The sequence below is a fragment of the Flagellimonas marinaquae genome (assembly GCF_023716465.1).
In the GTDB taxonomy this organism is placed as follows: domain Bacteria; phylum Bacteroidota; class Bacteroidia; order Flavobacteriales; family Flavobacteriaceae; genus Flagellimonas; species Flagellimonas alginolytica.
Window position 1 is genome coordinate 1,095,168 of the sequence record NZ_CP092415.1, and the last position, 24,746, is coordinate 1,119,913.

Annotated in this window: 22 protein-coding genes; 19 read left to right on the forward strand and 3 right to left on the reverse strand. The window is 41.0% G+C overall.

Annotated features, from left to right (window positions below):
- Positions 1–7: 7 nt before the first annotated feature.
- Positions 8–1,021 (reverse strand): glycoside hydrolase family 113, encoded by a 1,014-nt coding sequence (locus tag MJO53_RS05005; RefSeq protein WP_252080703.1) that lies wholly within the window; start codon positions 1,019–1,021, stop codon positions 8–10.
- Between the two features lie 126 nt (positions 1,022–1,147).
- Between MJO53_RS05005 and MJO53_RS05010 the strand changes: the two genes are divergently transcribed.
- From MJO53_RS05010 to MJO53_RS05100, 19 genes are all read left to right on the forward strand, one after another.
- A complete protein-coding gene (locus MJO53_RS05010) occupies positions 1,148–2,497 on the forward strand; it encodes an NAD(P)/FAD-dependent oxidoreductase (RefSeq protein WP_252080704.1) in 1,350 nt (449 codons plus the stop codon).
- 9 nt (positions 2,498–2,506) lie between these two features.
- The gene (locus tag MJO53_RS05015; protein ID WP_252080705.1) at positions 2,507–4,111 is read left to right on the forward strand and encodes a 4Fe-4S binding protein; all 1,605 of its coding nucleotides are present in this window, start codon (positions 2,507–2,509) and stop codon (positions 4,109–4,111) included.
- Between the two features lie 89 nt (positions 4,112–4,200).
- A complete protein-coding gene (locus MJO53_RS05020) occupies positions 4,201–4,890 on the forward strand; it encodes a glycosyltransferase family 2 protein (protein ID WP_224836327.1) in 690 nt (229 codons plus the stop codon).
- Complete coding sequence (locus MJO53_RS05025; protein ID WP_252080706.1) at positions 4,890–6,374, forward strand: cellulose synthase family protein; 1,485 nt, start codon at positions 4,890–4,892, stop codon at positions 6,372–6,374. The genes MJO53_RS05020 and MJO53_RS05025 overlap by 1 nt, the downstream gene beginning before the upstream one ends.
- A gap of 9 nt (positions 6,375–6,383) precedes the next feature.
- Positions 6,384–7,736: a mannosyltransferase gene (locus MJO53_RS05030; RefSeq protein ID WP_252080707.1), complete on the forward strand. Its 1,353-nt coding sequence runs from the start codon at positions 6,384–6,386 to the stop codon at positions 7,734–7,736.
- 221 nt (positions 7,737–7,957) lie between these two features.
- A complete protein-coding gene (locus MJO53_RS05035; RefSeq protein WP_224836324.1) occupies positions 7,958–8,572 on the forward strand; it encodes a GNAT family N-acetyltransferase in 615 nt (204 codons plus the stop codon).
- Between the two features lie 81 nt (positions 8,573–8,653).
- Positions 8,654–9,841, forward strand: a complete 1,188-nt coding sequence (locus tag MJO53_RS05040; protein ID WP_224836323.1) for an argininosuccinate synthase — start codon at positions 8,654–8,656, stop codon at positions 9,839–9,841.
- Positions 9,838–10,812, forward strand: coding sequence for an N-acetyl-gamma-glutamyl-phosphate reductase (gene argC, locus MJO53_RS05045; protein WP_252080708.1), 975 nt, complete (start codon positions 9,838–9,840; stop codon positions 10,810–10,812). The genes MJO53_RS05040 and argC overlap by 4 nt, the downstream gene beginning before the upstream one ends.
- A gap of 80 nt (positions 10,813–10,892) precedes the next feature.
- On the forward strand, positions 10,893–11,687 hold the full coding sequence (gene proC / locus MJO53_RS05050) for a pyrroline-5-carboxylate reductase (protein WP_224836321.1): 795 nt from the start codon (positions 10,893–10,895) through the stop codon (positions 11,685–11,687).
- A gap of 2 nt (positions 11,688–11,689) precedes the next feature.
- Complete coding sequence (locus MJO53_RS05055) at positions 11,690–12,835, forward strand: aspartate aminotransferase family protein (protein ID WP_252080709.1); 1,146 nt, start codon at positions 11,690–11,692, stop codon at positions 12,833–12,835.
- The gene (locus MJO53_RS05060; RefSeq protein ID WP_224836319.1) at positions 12,835–13,773 is read left to right on the forward strand and encodes an acetylornithine carbamoyltransferase; all 939 of its coding nucleotides are present in this window, start codon (positions 12,835–12,837) and stop codon (positions 13,771–13,773) included. The genes MJO53_RS05055 and MJO53_RS05060 overlap by 1 nt, the downstream gene beginning before the upstream one ends.
- Before the next feature lie 77 nt (positions 13,774–13,850).
- On the forward strand, positions 13,851–14,630 hold the full coding sequence (gene argB, locus MJO53_RS05065) for an acetylglutamate kinase (RefSeq protein WP_224836318.1): 780 nt from the start codon (positions 13,851–13,853) through the stop codon (positions 14,628–14,630).
- Positions 14,627–15,697, forward strand: a complete 1,071-nt coding sequence (locus MJO53_RS05070; protein ID WP_252080710.1) for a M20 family metallo-hydrolase — start codon at positions 14,627–14,629, stop codon at positions 15,695–15,697. Before argB ends, MJO53_RS05070 begins: the two co-directional genes overlap by 4 nt.
- Positions 15,698–15,766: 69 nt before the next feature.
- The gene (gene argH / locus MJO53_RS05075; protein WP_252080711.1) at positions 15,767–17,047 is read left to right on the forward strand and encodes an argininosuccinate lyase; all 1,281 of its coding nucleotides are present in this window, start codon (positions 15,767–15,769) and stop codon (positions 17,045–17,047) included.
- Between the two features lie 175 nt (positions 17,048–17,222).
- Positions 17,223–18,053, forward strand: coding sequence for a DUF5694 domain-containing protein (locus tag MJO53_RS05080; RefSeq protein ID WP_252080712.1), 831 nt, complete (start codon positions 17,223–17,225; stop codon positions 18,051–18,053).
- Between the two features lie 313 nt (positions 18,054–18,366).
- Positions 18,367–18,900 (forward strand): dihydrofolate reductase family protein, encoded by a 534-nt coding sequence (locus MJO53_RS05085; RefSeq protein ID WP_252080713.1) that lies wholly within the window; start codon positions 18,367–18,369, stop codon positions 18,898–18,900.
- A 61-nt stretch (positions 18,901–18,961) separates the two neighbouring features.
- Positions 18,962–21,199 carry a DUF5916 domain-containing protein gene (locus MJO53_RS05090; RefSeq protein WP_252080714.1) on the forward strand — a complete coding sequence of 746 codons (2,238 nt, stop codon included), beginning with the start codon at positions 18,962–18,964 and terminating at the stop codon, positions 21,197–21,199.
- A 261-nt stretch (positions 21,200–21,460) separates the two neighbouring features.
- Positions 21,461–22,234, forward strand: coding sequence for a class I SAM-dependent methyltransferase (locus MJO53_RS05095; protein ID WP_252080715.1), 774 nt, complete (start codon positions 21,461–21,463; stop codon positions 22,232–22,234).
- Between the two features lie 183 nt (positions 22,235–22,417).
- Positions 22,418–22,870: a hypothetical protein gene (locus tag MJO53_RS05100; protein WP_252080716.1), complete on the forward strand. Its 453-nt coding sequence runs from the start codon at positions 22,418–22,420 to the stop codon at positions 22,868–22,870.
- A 61-nt stretch (positions 22,871–22,931) separates the two neighbouring features.
- Here the strand turns inward: MJO53_RS05100 and MJO53_RS05105 are convergent, their stop codons facing one another.
- Together MJO53_RS05105 and MJO53_RS05110 are read right to left on the reverse strand one after the other, a co-directional pair.
- Complete coding sequence (locus tag MJO53_RS05105) at positions 22,932–23,771, reverse strand: pseudouridine synthase (RefSeq protein WP_252080717.1); 840 nt, start codon at positions 23,769–23,771, stop codon at positions 22,932–22,934.
- 61 nt (positions 23,772–23,832) lie between these two features.
- Entirely contained in the window at positions 23,833–24,738 is a 906-nt protein-coding gene (locus tag MJO53_RS05110) for a geranylgeranylglycerol-phosphate geranylgeranyltransferase (RefSeq protein WP_252080718.1), read from the reverse strand.
- Between the last annotated feature and the right edge of the window lie 8 nt (positions 24,739–24,746).

Consider the following 24,746-nt stretch of genomic DNA (forward strand, 5'->3'; position numbering starts at 1 on the left):
AAAACCGTCAAAGCCTTGTTTTTCTTTCTTGGGAATATTGCTTTCGAATAACGGATTCGGCAGGTTTATTTTGTGGGGTAAACCTATTATCCTCATGTCCACCTACCTCATTATGTTGCATAAACCATTTCCAGACAAAACCTCCAGCAAACCAGCTCTCGGACCAAAACTCATCGAACAATACCTGGGTGGCCCTTGCCTGTGCCTCAAGATTGACATCGGTTTGGTTACGATCCACCAACCATGGTTTTTTCCCTGTAAAATCCATGCTCCTATACCCAAATTCCGTAAAAAGAATGGGGCTTTTTTTGTTTTTGGAAACCTCTTTTAATTTTGCTTTCCATGGTTGCCATCCTTTTGAAAGTGTTTCTACGGATGGATTTTCCTCTTCGCAAAGGGGAAAGTAGGCGTTTACCCCAATATAATCCAATCGGGACCAAAATGGTGTTTTTGCATACTCGTCCCAATTGGCTGCATAAGTAATTTCGCCATGATACACATGTCTGACCTTTGTGATGAGTTCGCTCCAAAATTCGGGGCGTTCGTTTACAAAAACCTTAAGCTCGGTACCTATACAGAATATATCGCTTTGAGTTTCCTCCGCTAAAGTTGCATATAGCAGAATAAATGCTTCGTAAGCCTCTTCGAATTGTTTCCAATCCGCTTCTGTCAACATTTTCAAGTTACCCGTAAAGGCTCCCCTGCTGATCCAAATTTGAGGTTTTACCATAATCCTGACACCATTTTGGTGCATTTTTTGGATATACTGCTCAACCCCTTCCCTGCGCTCTCCGAACCATTGCCTGTCGGAATCAAAAACCAAATCCGGTGAATTTATATCACTCGTAAAACCAAATGGCATAATGGCCGCATAATTGGCCTGGACATTAAGTACCGGATCGATATGCTGTTGCGAAGCTTCCTCACCAGAAGACACAAAACTAACACCGTTGACCTTATGGAATTTGGCGCTGCTGCAAGACACCAACACCGTGACACAAATAAAAATGATCTTCTTCATAATGATTGTAGACCTACTAAATTACTAATTTTAAAACATCGTGAGACTCCCAAAATCTTATTAAATTACTTTCGCTTGTTAAGTTCGCCCTATAAAGTCGACGTATTAAACAATCAAACTAAACCTATGGAACACATTGTTATTATTGGAAATGGTATTGCCGGTGTTACGGCTGCCCGACATATTCGAAAGTTGTCCGATAAAAAAATTACCATTGTTTCCGCCGAATCCAAATACTTTTTTTCACGCACTGCCCTAATGTACGTGTACATGGGGCATATGAAGTTTGAACATACCCAACCTTATGAAAACCATTTTTGGAAAAAGAACGGAATTGATTTGATCGAAGGCTTTGTGGATAAGGTGGACACCCAGAACAAACTTCTAAAAATTAAAGGCGCTGCCGACCTCAAATACGATAAACTAATTATAGCAACCGGCTCCAAGCCCAATAAATTTGGCTGGCCAGGTCAGGATTTGGATGGGGTACAAGGGCTCTACTCCAAACAAGACTTGGAGTTATTGGAAGAAAACGCCCCGAACAACAAAGTGTGTAAACGTGCCGTGATCGTAGGTGGTGGATTGATCGGTATTGAATTGGCAGAAATGCTGCGTACCCGAAACATCCCTGTTACCTTTTTGGTACGCGAAACCAGCTTTTGGAACGGGGTACTGCCAAGTGGCGAATCGGAAATGATCAATGAACACATTCGGGAACACCACATAGACCTACGTTTGGGCACTTCCTTAAAAGAAATAATTCCAGATGAAAACGGAAAAGTAAAGTCCGTGGTGATCGAGGAGACCGGCGAGATAATAGATTGCACTCTTGTTGGTTTGACCGCTGGGGTCACACCTAATATTGATTTTCTGAAAGATTCAGATATTGAGTTGGGACGGGGCGTAAAAGTAAACCGTTTATTGGAAACCAATACTAAAGATGTTTATGCCATTGGCGATTGTGCCGAACAGCATGAGGCCATTGGAAACCGTCGCCCTATTGAGGCTGTTTGGTACACCGGCCGGATGATGGGCGAGACCCTTGCCCAAACGATTTGCGGGAATCCCACCGAGTACAAACCGGGACATTGGTTCAATTCGGCCAAGTTTTTGGACATTGAGTACCAAACCTATGGTTGGGTTTTTTCGGAACGAAGAAAAAAAGATTCCGAAACCCATTTTCATTGGCGGCACCCCAAAGAAAAAATTTGCTTAACGATTGCGTTCAATAAAGATTCCAATGCCTTTTTGGGCATCAACACCTTTGGCATTCGCATGCGCCACGAGATATTCGACCGTTGGCTGAACGAAAAAAGGGATATCGATTTTGTAATGGAGCATCTGGTTGACGCTAATTTTGATCCAGAGTTCTACAAACGTTTTGAAAACGAAGTTGTATCCCAGTACAATAGCGACTTTCAAAAATCCATCAGACTGAAAAAGAAAAACCTAAAACGCATCTTCCAGATCGCCTAACCGAATATTATGAGCACTTTTGACAAAAGCATGGCCCTGACCGGGGAACCCCCAAAAAGCCTAAGTACAATTCAAAAACTGGCAACATTGTTGGGCCTTTCCGGCCTTGGCATTTTTTTACTTGCCATGTTCAACATCAACTTCCCGAACAAGGGGTTATGGCTTTCCATATCGCTATCAGCTATTGCGATCGGTATTATTTGGTTCTCTTGGGATGCCTACAGCAACAAACTTCCTGGTATAAAAAACGATGGGGTCTGGTTCAAATCCATATCCAGTCGCGGATTATGGGGTTGGGTGGCCGGAATTGCACTTACCGGATTTTATATCGTATTATATTTTTACCCCGAATACCTTGGCCTTGTCAGCGATGGTGCAAATAAAGGCATAATTGCACTTTTTGACCCTTTGAGCAGGCTTTTGAGCGGAAATCCGGCCAGTCAATGGTTTGTTTACGGCACATTATATACGGTGGCCATATTGGCTTTTGGCATAAAATTTCTCTGGAAATACCGTCACAACCGTTACGAAAAGCTGCGTACCATTAGTGTAATGTTCTTTCAAACCGCTTTTGCCTTCATCATCCCAGAATTAATGGCCCGTTTGAACGGTCACAAAATCTTGAACGGCGGAAGCCTTCCTTATTATGACCTAAAGAACGTTTGGCCGCTCAACTATTACAACTTTGAAAGTTACCGTATCAAAGCCTTTTTAAGTTCAGGTGAAATTGGTTTTGCTTTATTGATATTTGGTATCCTTTCCATTTTTGTGATTACCCCTATCCTTACCTATAAATATGGTAAAAGATGGTACTGCTCCTGGGTCTGTGGTTGTGGCGGTCTTGCGGAAACTGCCGGCGATTCGTTTAGGCAATTGAGTGATAAATCCACATTTGCTTGGAAAGTGGAACGCTGGGTAGTGCACAGCGTAGTGGTTTTTGTAACTTTAATGACCACTGCGGTAATCTATTCCTATTTGGGAACCGACACCAGTAAGTATTGGTTGACCAAAAGCACATTCCTTTTAAGTGTAGGTGGTTTGCTGACCTTGGTATTTGGCTGGGTCATGATCTTTAAACGAGAACAGCTTCAAAAAGATGCCCTTTACGGAGCCATTGGTTACTTTGTAATTATAATAGCTTTGATCGGGTTTCACTTTTTTAGTGGTGAAGGAGAAGTATTCCTATTCAAGTCCGGCACACTTCGTAAATCTTATTCCTTTTTAATAGGCAGTGTTTTTTCTGGAGTTATCGGCACAGGCTTCTATCCCATTTTTGGGAGCAGGGTCTGGTGTAGGTTTGGTTGCCCCATGGCGGCCATACTGGGCTTTCAGCAACGACTTTTTTCTCGATTTAGAATAACAACCAATGGAGGGCAATGTATTTCTTGTGGTAACTGTTCCACCTACTGCGAAATGGGGATCGATGTAAGAGCCTATGCGCAAAAAGGAGAGAACATAGTTCGCTCCAGCTGTGTGGGATGTGGCATTTGTTCCGCCGTTTGCCCAAGAGGCGTCCTAAAATTGGAGAATGGGCCTTTGGAAGGAAGAATTGACAGCAATCAGGTTTTATTGGGCAACGATGTAGATTTAATGTCCCTAGTGAACAAGAGGTAGTTATTTTCTCTTTTTGAAAAATAAAATAAGCATTCCTAGGAAAATTTTAGTTTTGCCACCTAAACACAAACTACAATTAAGCTGAACCAATGGCAGACATAAAAGTCATTATTCCTGCAATCAACGAAGGAGATTCCATTGGTCTGGTGGTTTCGGAAATCCCCGATCATGTCTCGGAAATAATCGTTGTGGACAATGGTTCCGGAGACGATACCGTGGCAAATGCAAAAAAATCGGGGGCAACCGTGGTCATGGAAAACCGCAAGGGCTATGGCTTTGCCTGTTTAAAAGGGCTTAAATATATCTCCGAACAATCCAAAACACCCGACATTATCGTATTTATCGACGGAGACTATTCGGATTATCCAGAAGAATTGGATAAGATAGTGGCCCCTATTTTGGAAAATGATATTGATTTTGTGGTCGGAGCAAGAAAAAAGTCGCTCCGTGAAACAGGTTCCATGACTCCTCAACAGGTGTTTGGAAACAATCTGGCCACATTTTTAATGCGTTTGTTTTTTAAATCAAAATTTACGGATTTAGGACCATTTAGGGCAATTAAATACGAAAAGCTCAAAGAATTGAACATGCAGGACACAACTTATGGGTGGACTGTGGAAATGCAATTGAAAATTCTGAGAAAAAAAATGTCATATATCGAAGTACCAGTGCGTTACAAACGAAGAATTGGCATCTCAAAAGTTTCAGGTACCATAAAAGGTACTATATTTGCGGGCATAAAAATATTGGGTTGGATCTTTAAATACAGTTTAAAATAATGGGACTTACTATTGCTTACATCATAATTGCTATTTATAGTATCGCCTTGATTTTGATTTTTTTCTACAGCCTTGCCCAATTGAATCTTCTGATAAACTACCTTGGCTACAAAAGACGAAACGAGGAAGCTCCCAAGTTTAATCTGTTAGATCCAAAAGAAATACCATTCGTTACCATTCAACTCCCCATCTACAATGAGGAATACGTAATGGAGCGTTTACTGGACAATATTGCCAAAATAGAATATCCCAAAAGCAAGTTGGAAATCCAAGTACTGGACGACTCCACCGACGATTCCGTGATAGAAACCGCTCGCAGGGTTCAAGAACTCCAAGAAACCGGACTGGATATTCAACATATCCGCAGGGAAAACAGAAAAGGTTTTAAAGCCGGCGCCCTTAAAGAAGGCCTGGAAATCGCCAAGGGCGATTTTATAGCCATTTTTGATGCGGATTTTCTACCCGAAACAGACTGGTTAAAAAAGACCGTACCTTATTTTAAAGATCAAGAAATCGGTGTGGTTCAGACCCGTTGGGGACACATCAACAGGGATTATTCTACCCTAACCCGCATCCAGGCCTTTGCGTTGGATGCCCATTTTACCCTGGAACAAGTTGGCAGAAACTCCAAAGGACATTTTATCAATTTTAATGGTACCGCTGGTATTTGGAGAAAACAATGTATTCTGGATGCAGGTAACTGGGAAGGCGACACCCTTACCGAAGACTTGGATTTGAGCTACCGTGCCCAATTAAAAAACTGGAAATTCAAATATTTGGAAGACGTAGAAACCCCTGCAGAACTTCCTGTGGTGATCAGTGCCGCCCGTTCCCAACAATTTCGTTGGAACAAAGGAGGTGCAGAAAACTTTAGAAAAACGGTTTGGAGCGTTGTTACCTCCAAAAATATACCGTTTAAAACCAAGTTTCATGGTGTAATGCACTTATTGAACAGCTCAATGTTCCTTTGCGTTTTCATTGTGGCTTTATTGAGCATTCCCATGCTCTACATAAAAAACACATACGGCCATTTGGGATGGGTGTTCGAGGTTACCAGCTTTTTTATCCTCAGCACCATAATCCTGTTTGTTTGCTATTGGTTTACCTATAAAAGTATACAAGGGAGCAGTTTCGACAATTTTGTGGATTATATAAAACTCTTTTTCACCTTCTTCTCGGTAGCGCTGGGCTTTTCTTTGCACAATACCGTGGCCGTTTTGGAAGGGCATTTAGGCAAGCGTAGTGAATTTGTAAGAACCCCTAAGTTCAATATCAATAACCTTTCCGATAGCTGGAAAGGCAATAAATATTTGACCAACAAGCTATCGCCGAACATGATCTTGGAATTCGCTTTAATGATCTATTTCCTATTTGGAATGTACAGTGCCATTCCTTTGAACGATTATGGATTGTTCCCATTCCACCTAATGTTGTTTTTAGGTTTTGGATTTGTTTTCTTTAAATCCATAACGTCCAAAGCATAAACCAAAACCATGCAATCTTACTGGCGACTGCATAGATATCCCATTCTTTTTGCCGTCGCTTGCACATTGTTTTATTGGAGCTTTGCATATAATCTCGTCAGAACCGATTTTACAAAGCTCTTAATGCTTTTTGGGGCACTCTTCTATCTTACCTCCAAAATACTCCAATTCGAAAAGTGGAACTATAAGTTTCTATTGGGCATAGGAATCTTATTTCGATTGGTTTTTCTATTCGCCGAACCTAATCTATCGCAAGATTTTTATCGTTTTATTTGGGACGGTGAACTCATAAAAAACGGTATCAACCCCTATTTGTACACCCCTGACCAAATTATGGAACAGGGCGAGATTGTGTTTACCGGTATGAACAAACTTTATGCCGGCATGACGGACCTCAACGCTCGACATTACAGTAATTATCCACCGATCAACCAAATCCTTTTTGCACTATCAGTTGTATTGGGAGGCGGAAGTGTAGTGGGATCCATGATCGTTTTACGGTTGATTATAATCCTTGCGGACTTAGGAATGCTATTTTTTGGACGAAAACTTCTTCAAAACCTCAATAGGGCCAACCACTTGGCATTTTGGTACTTTTTAAATCCATTGGTGATAATTGAGCTTACAGGAAATCTCCATTTTGAAGGGGTCATGCTCTTCTTTTTTATTTGGGCCATTTATCTCTTATCAAAAAACAAATGGCTGTGGGCCAGTCCTGTTTATGCCATTTCCATAATGGTAAAATTGGTCCCCTTGATCTTCCTGCCCATATTGGTAAAATACCTAGGGCTCAAAAAGAGTGCTATTTTTTACATTCTGGTCATAGCTGGCTGTATTATGCTCCTTCTTCCCTTCTACTCATCTGTATTTGTTGATAATTATACAGAGACCGTCGGACTTTGGTTTTCCAATTTCGAGTTCAACGCCAGTGTTTACAATGTGGTTAAAAAGATAGCAGTAACCTATTTTGAGGCCAAACCATGGGAACTCATCGACACTTATGGTTCTTATCTAAAAATAGCTGTGTTAATAATAGTCCTGCTTCTTGCCTTTCTTCGAAAAAACCAAAGTTTAGACCAGGTCCTCAGCACAATGGTCATTGCCTTGGCCCTATATTATTTCCTATCCAGCACTGTTCATCCTTGGTACGTGATATTCCTTTTGGGGTTTGCAATTTTTACGGATTACAGGTTCCCACTGGTATGGTCCTGCACCATAATTTTAAGTTATTATGCCTATTCACATCCCGATTTTAAAGAGAACCTATGGTTATTGGCCATTGAATACATCGTGGTAATAGGCTATTTTATTTATGAATTAATAGGAAGCAGGCCAAAAAAGTTATATTTCCTCAAAAAGTAATCACAACTTTAGTACAATTCGAATTAATTTGTACATTAGCCCCAGAATGAAAGGACAACAGTACATACTATCTACTTTGAGCATCACAGCTCCCATCAGTCCATTTACCCCCCGCCGTCGTCGCCCGTAAGGGTGCAACATATCTATTGGAAATAGGTGAGTCCATTTCCGCAAAACTCCAAATACATTTTTTTCACTTTTTTACAGATTAATCGCTTGCAATGGAAATTATTGTTGCTAACGAATCACATTATAAATACGCGCAGATTATTAGTGATACCATAACCGATTCCGCAAAGGTCAGAGGTACAGGTATTGCCATGCGAACTCCAGAATACATAATAAAACGTCTCCAAAACGGTAATGCAATTATTGCGTTGGATGGAGATAAGTTCGCTGGATTCTGTTATATCGAAGTCTGGGGGAACAAGGACTTTGTGGCCAACTCTGGTTTAATAGTCCATCCAGATTACAGAAACCAAGGTCTGGCCAAAAAAATTAAAAAAGCCGTTTTCGACCTTTCCCGAAAAAAGTTTCCCGACGCCAAAATTTTTGGCATAACCACTGGACTGGCCGTAATGAAAATGAACTACGAACTTGGTTATAAGCCAGTTACATTTTCGGAACTAACGGACGACCCGGAATTCTGGAAAGGCTGTCAAACCTGCAAGAATTTTGATATCCTTACCCGAACCGATAGAAAAATGTGCCTTTGCACCGGGATGCTTCACGACCCAAAAGCAAAAAATCAACAACCGGAAAAAGTGAACAAAAAAGCATTTCAGAGATTGAAAAGCATTAAAGAATCACTTTTTCTCAAAAAGAAAAATAAATAAAAATAGAAATCTGTTCGAACATGATCGAATGCATTTCCATTCGATCGTACTCGACTGGAAAACAACACATAAAGAATCAAAATGGAAAAATTAGTTATAGCTTATAGCGGCGGGTTGGACACCTCCTACTGTGCCAAATACCTTTCCAAAGAAGAGGGCTTCGAAGTACATGCAGTAAGCGTAAACACTGGAGGATTCAGCAAAGCTGAAATCGAGGACATTGAAGAAAAAGCACTTGCTTTGGGTGCCACATCTTACACTTCCATCGATGCCATAAGCACTTTTTATAACAAAGTGGTCAAACATCTAATCTTCGGAAATGTTCTCCGAAACAACACCTATCCCCTTTCCGTAAGTGCGGAACGAATCGTTCAGGCTATCGAGATTGTGAACCACGCCAAAAAAATCGGTGCTAAATATATCGCACACGGAAGCACAGGGGCCGGTAACGACCAAGTAAGGTTTGATATGATTTTTCAAATCTTGGCCCCGGAAATCAATATTATTACCCCGATAAGGGACAAAAAACTCGCCAGAGAGGAAGAAATCGAATATCTGCAACAGAACGGGATAGATTATTCTTGGGAAAAGGCCAAGTATTCGGTGAACAAAGGACTATGGGGAACATCAGTAGGAGGTGATGAAACTTTGACCTCACATCTATCCCTGCCCGAAAGCGCCTACCCAAGCCCCTTGGAGAAAGAACTGCCAAAAGAACTAAAACTTACTTTTAAAAATGGTGAGTTAGTAGCTTTGGATGGTGAGCCGGACACACCCGTGGCCAATATCGAGAAGCTATCCGCAATAGCATCAAAATATGCCATTGGCAGGGATATTCACGTTGGCGATACCATAATCGGAATCAAAGGGCGGGTCGGTTTCGAAGCGGCAGCACCCTTGATCATTATAAAAGCCCACCATTTGCTGGAAAAACACACCCTGAGCAAATGGCAGCAATACCAAAAAGAGCAAATGGGCAATTTTTACGGAATGTTGCTGCACGAGGGCAATTATCTTGACGAGGTGATGCGGAACATCGAAGCATTTTTAACGGACACCCAAAAACACGTTTCCGGTGACGTTTTTGTGACCTTGCACCCCTACCGATTCGAGTTGAACGGAATCACATCCAAACACGATTTAATGAATGCTTCCTTTGGAAGTTATGGTGAAATGAACAAAGGATGGACCGCCGACGAGGCCAAAGGATTCATTAAGATCCTATCTAACTCTGGAAAAATTGCCAACCACGTAAACCAAGAATCATGATAAAAGCTGGAATTATAGGTGGCTCAGGATATACGGGAGGTGAGCTAATAAGGCTCTTGCTCAATCATCCACGGACCGAAATCGATTTTGTGTACAGCACTACCCGAGCAGGAAAACCAATAACCTCCGCCCATCAAGATTTGTTGGGGCAAACAGAATTGAATTTTTCTGGAGAAATAAATTCAAATATAGATGTAGTCTTCCTCTGTTTGGGGCATGGAAATTCCACCACATTTTTGAACGAAAACAAATTTTCCTCTGCTTCAAAAATTATTGACCTCAGCAACGATTTCCGGTTACAGGCCGATTCTAACTTTAATGGCCAAAGATTTGTTTATGGTCTTCCCGAATTGAACAAGTCTGCCATAAAAGCTGCGGAGGCCATCGCCAATCCAGGTTGTTTTGCAACAGCTATCCAATTGGCATTGTTACCATTGGCAAAAGCAGGTTTGCTCGGTGCAGATGTACATATCAACGCAGTTACAGGAAGCACAGGAGCTGGAGTTGGACTATCCCCAACATCACATTTTAGCTGGAGGAACAATAACGTATCCTGGTACAAACCGTTTACCCACCAACATTTGGGAGAAATTGGGGAAAGCCTCAATTCTTACGGGAAATCTGTAGGTAAATTAATGTTCTTGCCCAATCGGGGCAATTTTACACGAGGAATCCTGGCCACTGCATACACCAACTATAACGGCAGTTTGGAAGAAGCAAAAAACCTTTACCACGATTTTTATAAAGACGCTGTTTTCACCCATCTTTCGGATGGGGAACTACACCTGAAACAAGTAGTAAACACCAATCAGTGCCATATTCATTTGCACCAGCACGATGGGCTTTTATTGGTTACGTCCGCTATCGATAATTTATTGAAAGGAGCATCCGGACAAGCGGTACAGAACATGAACTTGATGTTCGGATTTCCAGAATCCGAAGGCCTATTGTTAAAAGCAGGAGTATTTTAAAACAAAAAGGCTGAGCGTAGTCGAAGGGATTATGTAAAACTAGATTTCCGCCTACACGGAAATGATAAAGAAAGAAAATTATGAAAATAGCTATTATAGGAGCAGGTAACTTAGGGCTGGCCATCGCAAAGGGGATTTTGCACAGCAATGGCGCAACGACCATGTACCTGACCAAAAGGAACACCGATTCCATTCAGGAGTTCGAAAAATACGGCAATGTAACGGTCACAGCCAACAACAAGGAAGCCGTAAAAAATTCCGATATCTTGGTTTTTGCGGTACAACCCGGGCAATTCACATCCATTTTAGAGGAAACCAAAGATCTTCTATCCGAAAAACATGTGGTAATCAGTACCATTACAGGATTCAGTATTTCCAAAATTGAAGAGATTATCGGTTCGGATAAATTCATCATCCGTAGTATGCCGAATACAGCAATTTCGGTAGGCAAATCCATGACGTGTATCTGCAGCAACGAATTGGGCAAAAAAAGGGTGGATCTGGCAAGGGCCATTTTTAACCGAATGGGACATACCCTGGAAATTCCAGAAGGGCAAATGCAGGCGGCAACTGTTATATGTGCAAGTGGGGTTGCCTTTTGGATGCGATTGATCCGTGCCACCACCCAAGGTGCCATACAATTGGGATTTGATGCAAAAGAAGCCCAAGAATTGGCCATGCATACCTGTAATGGGGCGGCCAACCTTTTAATAGAGTCGGGCAGTCATCCGGAAGAAGAGATAGATAAAGTAACCACACCCAAAGGATGTACCATCGAAGGTCTGAACGAAATGGAGCATCAAGGATTAAGTTCTTCCTTGATCAGGGGAATTGTTACATCTTTTGAGAAAATCAGTGAAATAAGAAAAGGATAAAAATGAAATTATTTGACGTATATCCGTTATACGATGTTACTCCAACCAAGGCCAAAGGCATTGAAGTCTGGGACGATAAAGGGGAAAAATATCTGGATTTTTATGGAGGTCATGCCGTAATTTCCATTGGACACACACATCCACACTATGTAAAACGGATAAAAGAGCAATTGGACAACATTGCGTTTTACAGTAATTCTGTTCAAAATCCATTACAAAAGGAGCTTGCAGAAAAGTTGGGCCGTTTATCCGGTTGCGAGGACTATGATCTTTTTATGTGCAACTCTGGGGCAGAAGCCAACGAAAACGCGCTAAAAATGGCCTCGTTTCACACTGGAAAATCCAAAGTAATCGCCTTTACCAACAGTTTTCACGGAAGAACCTCTGCAGCAGTGGCCGCTACGGACAATCCAAGTATCAATGCTCCCATTAACAAACAACAAGAGGTGACTTTCTTGGCACTGAACGATTTTGATGCTTTTGAAAAAACAATTCAATCCAATGAATATTGCGCAGTAATCATTGAAGCAATTCAAGGTGTGGGGGGACTCGATGAACCAACTACGGAATTCTTCCAATTCATTGCAAAAAAGTGCAAGGAACACCAGATTGTCCTGATTGCGGACGAGGTACAATCGGGCTACGGCCGAAGTGGAAAGTTCTTTGCCTTTCAACACCATTTGGACACTGAGCGGAGTCGAAGTGTGCAACCCGACATTATTTCCATAGCCAAAGGTATGGGGAACGGTTTTCCCGTGGGCGGCATATTGATTCACAACTCATTTAAGCCTTCTTACGGGCTTTTGGGCACCACCTTTGGTGGAAACCACCTGGCCTGTACCGCAAGTTTGGCCGTTCTGGAAGTGTTGGAAAAAGAAAACTTGATTACAAACGCAGCCGAACTAGGGGCGTATTTTCGGGAAAAGGCATCGGAAATAACAGAAATCAAAAATATAAAAGGGAGAGGACTTATGATCGGACTGGAGTTTGATTTTGAAGTTGCTCCGCTGCGAAAAAGAATGATCGTGGAACAGCACATGTTCACTGGAAGTGCCAAAAACAAGAAGCTGTTACGATTTTTACCCGCATTGAACATCACAAAAAAAGATATAGACCTGTTCTTTGATGGGCTAAAAAAAGTAGTATAATGAAGCATTATTTAACCGTTAGCGATATAGAATCACTACCCGATTGGGTTGATGAAGCTATCGCCCTAAAAAAAGACCCCTATCAGTTTGAGGGTCTGGGCAAACGAAAAACCATTTGCCTGCTATTTTTCAACAATAGCCTTAGAACCCGTTTAAGTACACAAAAAGCGGCCATGCAATTAGGTTTGGATGTAATGATCATGAACTTTGGCAACGAAGGCTGGGCGTTGGAATATGGTGACGGCACCATTATGGATCAAGGAACATCGGAGCATATTAAAGAGGCCGCCCAAGTGGTATCCGAATATGCCGATATTGTGGCCATTAGGGCATTCGCAGGATTGGTGGACAAAGAAAAGGACGAATCCGAAGAAGTAATCACCGGTTTTGCCAATTATGCCACAATTCCTGTAGTTAATATGGAAAGTTCGGTGGGGCACCCACTTCAAGCTTTGGCGGACGCCATCACCTTAAAGGAAAATGAAATCAAGAAAAGACCCAAAGTAGTGCTTTCTTGGGCGCCTCACCCCAAAGCCTTGCCGCATGCGGTTGCGAACTCTTTTGTAGAAATGATGCGGATGCAGGACGCCGATTTTGTGATCACCCATCCGAAGGGATATGAATTAAATCCAAGGTTGACCCAAGGTTGCCAAATTGAATACGACCAAAACAAGGCATTGGAAGGAGCCGATTTTGTATATGTGAAAAACTGGAGCAGCTACTCCGATTATGGAAAAGTACTGAGCAAGGACACCGATTGGACCATTACAGAAAAGAAATTGGGGCATGCCAAATTTATGCACTGCCTGCCAGTAAGGAGAAATATGATCGTGGAAGATGCCGTACTGGACGGGAAACAATCTTTGGTGGTCCAGCAAGCTAAAAATAGGGTGTTTTCCGCTCAAATTGTATTAAAAAAATTACTGGAAAATATATGAAAAGGAGTATAATTGCCTTTACAACCAAACCTTAAAATGTGAACAACATCTGACACATTATAAATAACACAAAACAGATGAAACAAAAATTATCCATTGTAAAAATAGGAGGTAATCTTATTGAAGATGTCGAAGGGTGCAAACGTGTACTAGATCTGTTCTCCAAATTAGATGGAAACAAAATTTTGGTCCATGGCGGAGGCAAAAAAGCGACCGAATTGGCCAATCAATTGGGAGTAGAATCCAAAATGGTGAACGGTAGACGAATTACGAACGCGGAAGCTCTCGAAATTGCCCTAATGGTGTACGGAGGATTGTTCAGCAAAAAAATCGTGGCAAAATTACAGGCCTTGGGTACCGATGCCATTGGAATGAGCGGAGCCGATGCCGATGCCATTAGAGCTCACAAAAGACCTAAAAAAAATGTGGATTTCGGTTTTGTGGGCGATGTGGACCTTGTGAACACATATGGCATTTTTAAATTGCTTCAAGCTGGTTTTACACCTATTTTTTGTGCCCTTACGCACGACGGTAAAGGGCAAATGCTGAATACCAATGCGGACACCATAGCTGCCGAATTGGCCATAGCCATGTCCGAGCAATTCGAGACCACATTATATTACTGTTTTGAAAAAAAGGGGGTACTGCAAGATATAGAAGACGACAACTCCGTAATCCATCATATCAATTCCAAAGATTACGATGAACTTCTGGCCTATGGCATTATTGCCGATGGAATGCTTCCCAAAATGCATAATTGCTTTTACGCACTTCGAAATCAAGTAGGTAAGGTTTGCATCGGAAACACCGAAATGCTCGAAGCCAACAATACCGACTATACCACTTTGACCCTATGAGACCAACACAAACTTTATTGACCGAAAAAGCCATTGAACTCCTCAAAAAACTGATCGGGACCCCTTCGTTTTCCGGAGAAGAGGATAAAACCGCTGATGCCATTGCAGAATTTCTGCAAGGTTTTGGGGTAAAAACCCAAAGACAGCACAATAATATATATGCCTTCAATAAATATTTTGATGAAAGCAAGCCCACTTTGTTGCTCAACTCCCACCACGATACCGTTAAACCCAACAGTGCATACACCAAAGACCCCTTTAATGCCCATATTGAAGATGGCAAATTGTACGGACTGGGCAGTAACGATGCAGGTGGGTGTCTAGTCTCCCTTTTGGCCACATTCGTCCATTTTTATGAAGATGAGAATCTGAGCCATAATATTATTATGGCTGCAACCGGAGAGGAAGAGGATGCCGGTGAAAAGAGTATTCGCGCACTCCTTCCCATTCTCCCTAAAATCGATGTTGCCATTGTGGGCGAACCCACTTTGATGGACTTGGCCATTGCCGAAAAAGGACTAGTGGTATTCGATGCGGTAGTCGAAGGCACTCCTTCGCATGCCGCGCACCCCAACGACAATAATGCAATTTACAATACCATAGAAGTATTGCAATGGCTAAAAAACTACTCGTTCGACAAGGTTTCCGATGCCCTTGGAAAAGTTAAGCTCACAGTGACCCAAGTAAGTGCAGGAAACCAGCACAATGTAGTGCCCGGCCATGTGGATTTGGTGATAGATGTACGCGTGAACGATCGTTACACCAATCAAGAAATTGCCAATATACTACAAAAGGAAGCTCCTTGTAAAATGATTCCTAGATCGCTTCGATTAAACTCTTCTCGTATTGACCCTGAACATGATTTGGTAAAAAGTGGCCTGGCTCTTGGAAGAAAAACCTATGGTTCACCTACGTTGTCCGATCAGGCCGCTTTAACGTGCCAATCGGTAAAGCTGGGTCCGGGCGACAGTACAAGATCGCACTCTGCCGACGAATTTATATTTGTGGACGAAATAAAAGAAGGTATAGATATTTACATCAAAACACTAATAGGATTTTTGCAATAAACAATGACAAACCAGTAATTTAAAATGAGCCATTGTTTATTGATAATTGACAACTGATAATTGAATAGTATGAAACTCTGGGACAAAGGATTCAGTACCGATAAAAAAATAGACCATTTTACCGTAGGAGATGATCGTGAACTAGATCTGGTATTGGCAAAGTATGATGTTATCGCTTCAAAAGCACATGCTAAAATGCTGGGAAAGGTAGGTCTTATATCTCAAAACGAGGCCAAAGACCTTGTAACAGCATTGAACTCCATCGCAAAGGATATTGAAAAAGGAAAGTTCACAATCGAGAAGGATTTTGAGGATATGCACTCAAAAATAGAGTTTGTACTTACCGAAAAATTGGGCGACACCGGCAAAAAAATCCATTCTGCACGTTCCAGAAACGATCAGGTTTTAGTGGCTATGCAATTATATCTTAAAGATGAACTGGCCGAGATTAAAAATCAGGTAAAGTCACTTTTTGATCTATTGCTAAAACTCGCCGACAAACATAAAAATGTATTGCTGCCCGGATATACCCATTTACAAATTGCGATGCCCTCCTCGTTCGGGCTTTGGTTTTCTGCCTATGCCGAGAGTTTAATAGATGATTTATACTTTGTGCAAGCAGCCTACAAGGCAGCGGACCAAAATCCATTGGGAAGTGCCGCTGGTTACGGTAGCTCGTTCCCCATCGATAGAAGTTTCACCACGGCCGAAATGGGCTTCGACACTCTAAAATACAATGTGGTAGCTGCACAGATGGGCCGTGGCAAAGTGGAAAAAGCCACTACATTCGGAATTTCGAGTGTTGCTGCCACCCTTTCCAAAATGGCGATGGACATTTGCCTGTACATGAGCCAAAATTTCGATTTTATCTCATTTCCGAACGAGCTCACTACGGGAAGTAGCATTATGCCCCACAAGAAAAACCCAGATGTTTTTGAATTGATCAGGGCTAAATGCAATAAAATTCAAGCTGTGCCCAACCAGTTGATACTGATCACGAACAATCTGCCCAGTGGTTATCATAGGGACCTTCAATTGGTAAAAGAAGTAGTTGTCCCGGCATTACAGGACATACATGCCTGTTTGGAAATGATGACCTTTAGTCTTAAAGAAATCAAGGTCAACCCATCTATTTTGGACGACCCCAAATACGATTATCTCTTTAGTGTGGATACTTTGAACGAACTGGTTAAAAGTGGAATGCCTTTCCGTGATGCCTATAAAACTATGGGCACAGCCATAGAAAACGGTAATTTTAAGCCTAAACGAGACATTGAACACACCCATGAGGGTAGTTTGGGCAATTTGTGTTTAGAGGAGATACAAGAAAAAATGGAGAAGCTTTTTTAACACAAAAGCTCTAATTTCGACATATATGTAAATCCGTCATTTGGAACAGGGTAAAGATCAATTTCTACTAGAAATCCAATCAGAAAACCACTAACTTCATATTTGTAGATATAATTCACTAAAACGAATCATATCTTTATTGCTGTGCTTAAACAAGAAGAACTAAATTAAACCAATGAACAAACTACTAATTGGATTGGCAACTTTAATCTTAGTTGGTTGCAATACCAAAATCAAAAATGAGAAAGAAAACAGTAAAAACAAACAAAACTCTGAAACCGAAATAAACGGAAAAATTAGAGTCCTTAATTTTGGAACTGCTCATTTAAGCCAAACATCAGACGCAAATTCTTCTCAAATTGACTTGAATGACCCAAATGAAAAAGCTGATCTAAAAAAACTCGTTAAAAAAATCGTTGAATTTAAACCGACCATTATTTGTCTTGAGCTAGAACCTAAGAATAATGACTATATAGCTTCGACCTATTCAGAGTATGTTAAAGACCAGACTAAAAGACTAAATTATTCGGACGAATTAAATTCGATCGGACTTGAAGTGGCGCGGTTGAGTGGTACAAATCGAATTTACGGGATAGACAGCCAAACAGGTTTTAATTACCCAAGTTTAGTGGAGATTGCTAATAAAAAAGTCGCCGACAGTCTTTACATTTCACAAGTCATGAATAACTATAAGAGAGTTAATGCTTTAAAATTTAGAGAACAATTTAGGACGATTAACACGAGAGAATATAAAATGGAAACATTTGACCTATACAATTTTCTGGCGACACAACATACCACAGGAAATCAGGAAGGAGTTGATGAAATCACTAAATTCTACCAACGGAATCTAAAAATGTTCAGCAATTTTAATGATATAGAAATGACCGAAAATGACAGAGTCTTTATCCTTTTAGGAGCAACACACACTGCCTATTTTGACATTTTTCTGGAAAATAGCCCAAAATTTCAATTAGAAAATCCTAATGAATATACTGATTATTAAAAAGTACCATGCTCTACAACATATGAATCAATTGCTTGAAACAAGCCTATTTGCAAACCCTGGCAGATATTAAGTTCGGTACGTACCTGTTAAGGTAAATACTAAACCACACAACCAACCTTACACGAAGCCGATAAGTGCAACACCTAAATGGCTTCCTTCCGCTTCATCCTAAATCCATCAATTCAAACAGCCCATTTATCAATTAGCTATTATTTGATAATTTAATTTTACTACTTTTCTCTCGTGAACTGAAGGCCTTTCCATTTAACTATTAAAGAGATTCCGATGGCGGGCTATAAAAAATTTTATTATGAGAAAAATAGTCTATTATGTTGCCTCATCCATAGATGGATACATTGCGGGTGAGAATGATGATATCAGCAAGTTTATGATGCATGGAGAAGGAGTTGAGAAATACAAATCCGATCTAGCTAATTTCAAAACCGTCATTATGGGGCGTAAAACCTACGAATTTGGTTACCAATATGGTCTTGAACCCGGTCAGCCCGCTTACCCGAATATGAAACACCATATCTTTTCCAACACCTTAACTATTGAAAATATATCCGATATGGTAACCGTAGAAAAACCGAGTGTTGAACGTGTAAACGAAATTCGACAAAATGCAAAATCCGACATCTATCTTTGTGGTGGCGGACAATTTGCTGGCTGGTTATTGGACAATGGATTAATTGATGAACTAAAAATTAAACTAAATCCTATTGTTCTAGGAGGAGGTACTAAAATTTTTGGCACCTCCAAGTCAAGTGTCAATTGGGATCTTACGGAAAAGCAATCGTTTCCGGATGGGCTACAGATATTGACCTTCACTAAAAAAGATTGAAAAACTTCCTCCTTTCTTTAGTATAGCGCTTTAACATTTCTCCCAAGGCAAAAATGATTCATTGGCAGTAATCAGAGCAAATGATTACTTTTATGGCACTAAACGAACAATGATCAACCGAACCAACCTCATCCCCGTGCCCATGGCATTGGCCATGCTTTTTTGTGTGTTCTCCCAAGCCCAAAAGAAGAATGCAGATTTTAAAATACATCTGTTCAAAACGGATGAAACCTTTACCATTGATGGTATCGGCAACGAAGCCACATGGCAAAAAGCTGAACCGGCAAAGGATTTTTTCATGGTATTGCCCATGGACGATCGCAAAGCCACACAACCATCGGAAATACGGATGGCCTACGACGACAAGCAGCTTTATCTCTTGGCCTCCTTTTATAAAACTCCCGGAAACTCTTATGTCGTGGAATCGCTACGTAGAGATTTCTCCTTTAACGGCAACGATAACTTTTTGTGGTTTATGGACCCCTTTAACAACCAGACCACTGGGTTCAGTTTTGGTACCAATGCCTATGGCGCACAATGGGATGGCACCATGTCCAACGGTGGGAGCATAGACTTGAATTGGGACAGTAAATGGGTTTCGGAAGTCCAGAGTTACGAAGATAAATGGGTTGTGGAAATGGCCATCCCGTTTAAATCCATCCGGTATGAAAAAGGTGTAAAGGAATGGGGCGTAAATTTTTCGAGATTGGACCTGAGCACCAATGAAAAATCCAGTTGGGTGCCCATTCCCCGCCAATTCCCGACATCATCATTGGCATACAGCGGTACCATGGTATGGGACAATCCCCCGCCTAAACAAGGCCTAAATTATTCATTGATCCCCTATGTTTTGGGAACAGTAGGCAATTCCAGTATAGATGGCATTTCCTATGAAAATGAATTTAAAGTGGGTGGCGATGTAAAATTGGGAATCACCTCATCTTTAAATTTAGATTTGACCATAAATCCCGACTTTTCACAGGTCGAAGCAGATAGACAAGTGGCCAATTTGACCCGTTTTGAACTCTTTTTCCCGGAAAGGCGTCAATTTTTCCTTGAAAATGCAGACCTGTTTGCCAATTTCGGTTATAGCGAAATACGCCCTTTCTTTTCTCGTAGAATTGGTTTGGGCGTACCCATAATTGCCGGAGCAAGGGTTAGCGGTAATCTAAACCGAAACCTAAGGTTGGGACTTATGGACATGCAAACCGACAATGTGGACGAAACAGGGCTTCCCGGTCAAAACTTTGCCGTGCTTTCATTACAGCAAAAGGTGTTCTCGCGCTCGAATATTGGGTTGATGTTCGTAAACAAGGAATCTTTGGACTATACCAATTTGGCCGATAGTCTAAAAACTAGATACACCAAGTTCAACCGTAATCTGGGATTGGAGTATAATTTGGCCTCGGCCGATAATAAGTACAATGGAAAGATATTCATGTTAAAATCCTTTGGTCCCGATTCTTCCTACGATGGTTTTGCACAGGGAGCTCACTTGGAATATAGTAGCCGAAAATGGAACTGGCGAGTGCAACAGGAATATATTTCCGAAAACTTTACTTCCGAAGTGGGTTTTGTTCCACGAAACAATTACATAAAAACAGAAGGTTCTTTGGGGTATCAATTCTTGCCGGCCAGTGAAACGGTGGTAAGCCATGGTCCAAAATTCACCGGTTTTTATTATTTTGATCCTAACATGACGTCCACCGATTATGTTTCCATTGTTGGGTATGGGGTGGATTTTATGGATCGTAGTTCTTTTAGTTTTGATGTGTTTAACGAATATGTTAGGCTTTTGGCCCCTTTTGACCCAACAAATACAGGCAAAGAACAACTGGCCGCTGGCACGCGACACCATTGGAACGGAGTTTACATCACGTACAATTCCAAACCCAAAAGTTTATTTACTTATAATTTGACCACAAGGCTGGGTCGTTATTTTTCCAGTGGATATCGAACCAATTTCAATGCAGACGTAGGGTATCGTTTTCAGCCATATGTGAGTTTACGAGCCAATTTGAGCTACAACAACCTGGATTTGCCCGACCCTTGGTACACTACAGATTTTTTGCTCGTGGGCACAGAGGCGGACATAACCTTCACCAATAAATTATTTTGGAATACGCTTTTCCAGTACAACGAACAGAGCAATAACTTTGGCATCAACTCCCGTTTGCAATGGCGGTATGCTCCAGCCTCCGATTTGTTTTTGGTATTTAACAACAACGAACAATTATCCCCGCTCGAAGGAAATCTATGGTCGTTGACTCTTAAGTTCACATATTGGTTTAACCGATAATATTAAAAAGCCAAACCTGTCTATTCCATATGAGTATCCATTAATTTACGACCAAATGTTGGAATTTTTAAGGCTAATGGGAGGTTCACTATCTTCTATTTGTTTCCTTATAGTCTAGGGTTTTGATTCCCTTTTTTTAAGTATTCCTCCCCGTTTTCATCATCCGTCAACTCATAACGGGCATTGGTCAATTCACAAGAGAAAAATCAGAGTACTTTCCCCACTTTTATCTTTTTATAACCAAATGGAAGGATAAAATATATGATGGGATTGACCAAATTCTCTTTAAAAGAAAAGCATAGGGAGTACCGAAAATGGAGAAAGGAAAAGTTATTTAAAGGGGATGTAGTCCATTGTACTATCTGTAATTCCAACTATCGGGAATTTGGAATCTTTGGCAATACAAAAAGAAATAATGCACAATGCCACAATTGTGGTTCATTGGAAAGGCACAGGTTGGTCTGGAAATATATTCAAGATAAAGAACTGATCAACGAACCTATGCGATTGCTCCACTTTGCCCCAGAAAAAGTATTCTACAATCTATTTTCGGATGTTCCGGAGATTGAATATTTCCCATGCGACCTATTTCCACACGTATACAATTACAAAGGAAAAACCAAAATTATGGAAGTCGATATCACTAAAATCCCTTTTGATGACAGTTCTTTTGATTTTATTCTGTGCAACCACGTTCTAGAACATATTCCCAATGATCAACTTGCCATGTCGGAGCTGTTCAGAGTTATGAGGCCTGGTGGTTTTGGCATATTCCAGGTACCTATTGATTACAACAGGGAAGCAACCTACGAAGATTTTTCCATAACCACGGAAAAAGGGCGGTTGAAGGCGTTTGGTAGGCGAGACCATGTAAGATGGTATGGTAAGGACTATAAGGACAGGTTGGCAAACGTAGGCTTTGAGGTAAAGGAGGATGACTTTGTAAATACATTCTCAAAGGAAGAGCAATTTAAATACGGATTTGATACCTCAGAGAAGATTTATCATTGTAGAAAACCCTACAATCGTAAGTAGTTGCAAATTCTGATAAGTTGATTGTTAAACTTGCAAAACGCTTCTCAAATGATACATCAGTTTAATAAAACCTACAGTTTGCGCATATGTTAGAGCCATTAACAAAATTCACTTGTCCTTTTATGAGAGAGTGGCCACAAAAAAGTAAATTCGGCCAATAATTATCATTGTAGCCTATTATTAATGAAGAACAAGCTTAAAATACTTACTTATTCACTTGTTATTTTAATTACTGCAACCTCTTGTACAGAAAAAAACAAGGAACAAACCACAAGCGAGAACAAAATTCAACAATCGGTAAATCCGAATGGCGATAGCGAACTGGCAATTCTAATGCGAGAAATGTTCGATGAAGCGGAATCGATCAAACAGCAAATAGCCAATGGAAGACCTGTAAAATTAAACATAGACCATGAGAAAATGCTAACTGCCCATGCGACCGAACCTGAAAAAACAGCTTCAGGGCAGTATAAAGTGTTTGCCGACCTGTATTTACAAAGCATCAAAAATTTGGAGTCTGCAAAAGCAAAACAAATGGACAGTCTCTACAATACAATGGTAGTAAGTTGCCTAAATTGTCATAAAGCATTGTGTCCTGGACCATTGGTCAGGATAAAAAAGTTGCAACGGCTGTAGCACAAACAATAGCTAACCTCTATTTATATAGTCCTACCTCCTCAATAATCCCTTAAAAATATTACCTAATATTCTTCAAATTGATCACCTCTTGCTCGGTTAAGTACCGCCAATGGCCACGGGGCAAATCCTTTTTGGTCAATCCAGCGAAAATTACACGGTCCAGTTTGGTTACTGTATAGCCCAAATGTTCAAAAATTCGGCGAACGATCCGGTTACGCCCGCTATGGATCTCCACTCCTATTTCCCGCTTTGGCGCACCTTGTATATAACTAATGCTATCCACGGTAATAGGTCCGTCTTCCAATTCCAACCCTTCGCCAATTTTATGGAAATCTGCCAAGGATAGATTGTTATCCAAATGCACATGGTAAATTTTACGCACATTGTGCTTAGGGTGGGTGAGTTTTTTGGTAAGATCACCATCGTTGGTAAATAGCAACAATCCAGTTGTGTTTCTATCCAATCGACCTACGGGCAACAAACGATTGTTCGACGCGCTGGAAACCAGCTCCATAACCGTTCGGCGCCCCTTTTCATCACTCGTTGTGGTAATAAAGTTCTTGGGTTTGTTCAACAGAACATACTCTTTCTTTTCCAAATTGAGACGTTTACCATCAAAACGTACATCATCCGAACGTTTTACCTTGAATCCCATTTCGGTTACCGGTTTCCCGTTCACTGTCACATTGCCCGCAGCTATATAGGTGTCGGCTTCCCTTCGGGAACAAATACCGGCATTGGCAATATAGCGGTTCAGCCGTATTTCGTCCGGGTTGGATTTTTTCTTGGGAGTCCCCTGTTTTGGCCTTGGTGCATTACCCTTGCCAAATGGTTTTTTAGGGTCCCCGCCCTTGTAGTTTTTAGAAGGTCTTCTTCCTCTATTGTCTGATTTCGCCATCAGTCGTATTTTTTTGCAAATGTACTCTTTTTACACTCCAAAAAATCTAAAGCACAAAGAATTACAATATTCGGTTCAGCACCACCTCCACATCGATCAGAAGAATACTAAAAACTCCTGCCACGATAATAAACTTTATAATGTTGTGCAGCCATACATAGTGTTTTTTGGCATCTGCCCTCCACAATAATACCAAGAACAGCACCAAGAGCACAATACATGCCGCAAAGTAGAGGTACATATATCCAACATCGAAGGTTTTAATAAGTAAGAGCGCAGGAATCAAAGTGAGTACAATGAAAAGGGAAATCATCGTTTTGGACGTTTTGGGACCATACAAAATAGGTATGGTCCTATAATTCTGTGCCATATCGCCGGCCATATTTTCCAAATCCTTGATCATTTCACGCGCCAAGATCAACAGGAACAAAAAAATAGCGTGCACAAAAATTACCGCCTGGAAATTTCGATAATACACAAAAACCACAAAAAATGGCGCAATTGCCAATGTGGACGATACCAAATTACCTATAAACGGAATGCGTTTAAGCTTGTGCGAGTAGATCCAAATACCAAAAATATAGGAAGAGAAAAACAGCACTGCTCTGAACGAAATATAGCTTGCTGCAAAAACGGTCAAAAAATTAAGTATGAAATAGGTGGTGAGCTTAAAACGTTGGCTTACCAAACGATCCAACATACTCTTCGTGGGCTTGTTGATTAAATCCTTCTCGGCATCGTAGAAATTATTGATGATATACCCACTGGCTATGGTAAGTGCAGAGGCCGTAACGATCATAAATAGATTTGCGTCCAAAACCACTTCACCAAGAGGAATATCGGGTGCCAAAATATAAATGGAAGCCAAATACTGTGCTAGGGTAATAACAAGAATATTGTACCCTCTAACCACAGAGAACAGACTCAACAGCTTAAAAAGCAAGAGTTTGTTTTTTCTATTGAGCATGTATTGGT

Coding starts and splice junctions, on each gene's coding strand:
- MJO53_RS05110 (WP_252080718.1), bottom strand. CDS start 24,738: ATGCTCAATAGAAAAAACAAACTCTTGCTTTTTAAGCTGTTGAGTCTG.
- MJO53_RS05005 (WP_252080703.1), bottom strand. CDS start 1,021: ATGAAGAAGATCATTTTTATTTGTGTCACGGTGTTGGTGTCTTGCAGC.
- argC (WP_252080708.1), top strand. CDS start 9,838: ATGATAAAAGCTGGAATTATAGGTGGCTCAGGATATACGGGAGGTGAG.
- MJO53_RS05030 (WP_252080707.1), top strand. CDS start 6,384: ATGCAATCTTACTGGCGACTGCATAGATATCCCATTCTTTTTGCCGTC.
- MJO53_RS05025 (WP_252080706.1), top strand. CDS start 4,890: ATGGGACTTACTATTGCTTACATCATAATTGCTATTTATAGTATCGCC.
- MJO53_RS05020 (WP_224836327.1), top strand. CDS start 4,201: ATGGCAGACATAAAAGTCATTATTCCTGCAATCAACGAAGGAGATTCC.
- proC (WP_224836321.1), top strand. CDS start 10,893: ATGAAAATAGCTATTATAGGAGCAGGTAACTTAGGGCTGGCCATCGCA.
- MJO53_RS05010 (WP_252080704.1), top strand. CDS start 1,148: ATGGAACACATTGTTATTATTGGAAATGGTATTGCCGGTGTTACGGCT.
- argH (WP_252080711.1), top strand. CDS start 15,767: ATGAAACTCTGGGACAAAGGATTCAGTACCGATAAAAAAATAGACCAT.
- MJO53_RS05070 (WP_252080710.1), top strand. CDS start 14,627: ATGAGACCAACACAAACTTTATTGACCGAAAAAGCCATTGAACTCCTC.
- MJO53_RS05055 (WP_252080709.1), top strand. CDS start 11,690: ATGAAATTATTTGACGTATATCCGTTATACGATGTTACTCCAACCAAG.
- MJO53_RS05080 (WP_252080712.1), top strand. CDS start 17,223: ATGAACAAACTACTAATTGGATTGGCAACTTTAATCTTAGTTGGTTGC.
- MJO53_RS05035 (WP_224836324.1), top strand. CDS start 7,958: ATGGAAATTATTGTTGCTAACGAATCACATTATAAATACGCGCAGATT.
- MJO53_RS05085 (WP_252080713.1), top strand. CDS start 18,367: ATGAGAAAAATAGTCTATTATGTTGCCTCATCCATAGATGGATACATT.
- MJO53_RS05095 (WP_252080715.1), top strand. CDS start 21,461: ATGATGGGATTGACCAAATTCTCTTTAAAAGAAAAGCATAGGGAGTAC.
- MJO53_RS05060 (WP_224836319.1), top strand. CDS start 12,835: ATGAAGCATTATTTAACCGTTAGCGATATAGAATCACTACCCGATTGG.
- argB (WP_224836318.1), top strand. CDS start 13,851: ATGAAACAAAAATTATCCATTGTAAAAATAGGAGGTAATCTTATTGAA.
- MJO53_RS05105 (WP_252080717.1), bottom strand. CDS start 23,771: ATGGCGAAATCAGACAATAGAGGAAGAAGACCTTCTAAAAACTACAAG.
- MJO53_RS05040 (WP_224836323.1), top strand. CDS start 8,654: ATGGAAAAATTAGTTATAGCTTATAGCGGCGGGTTGGACACCTCCTAC.
- MJO53_RS05015 (WP_252080705.1), top strand. CDS start 2,507: ATGAGCACTTTTGACAAAAGCATGGCCCTGACCGGGGAACCCCCAAAA.
- MJO53_RS05100 (WP_252080716.1), top strand. CDS start 22,418: ATGAAGAACAAGCTTAAAATACTTACTTATTCACTTGTTATTTTAATT.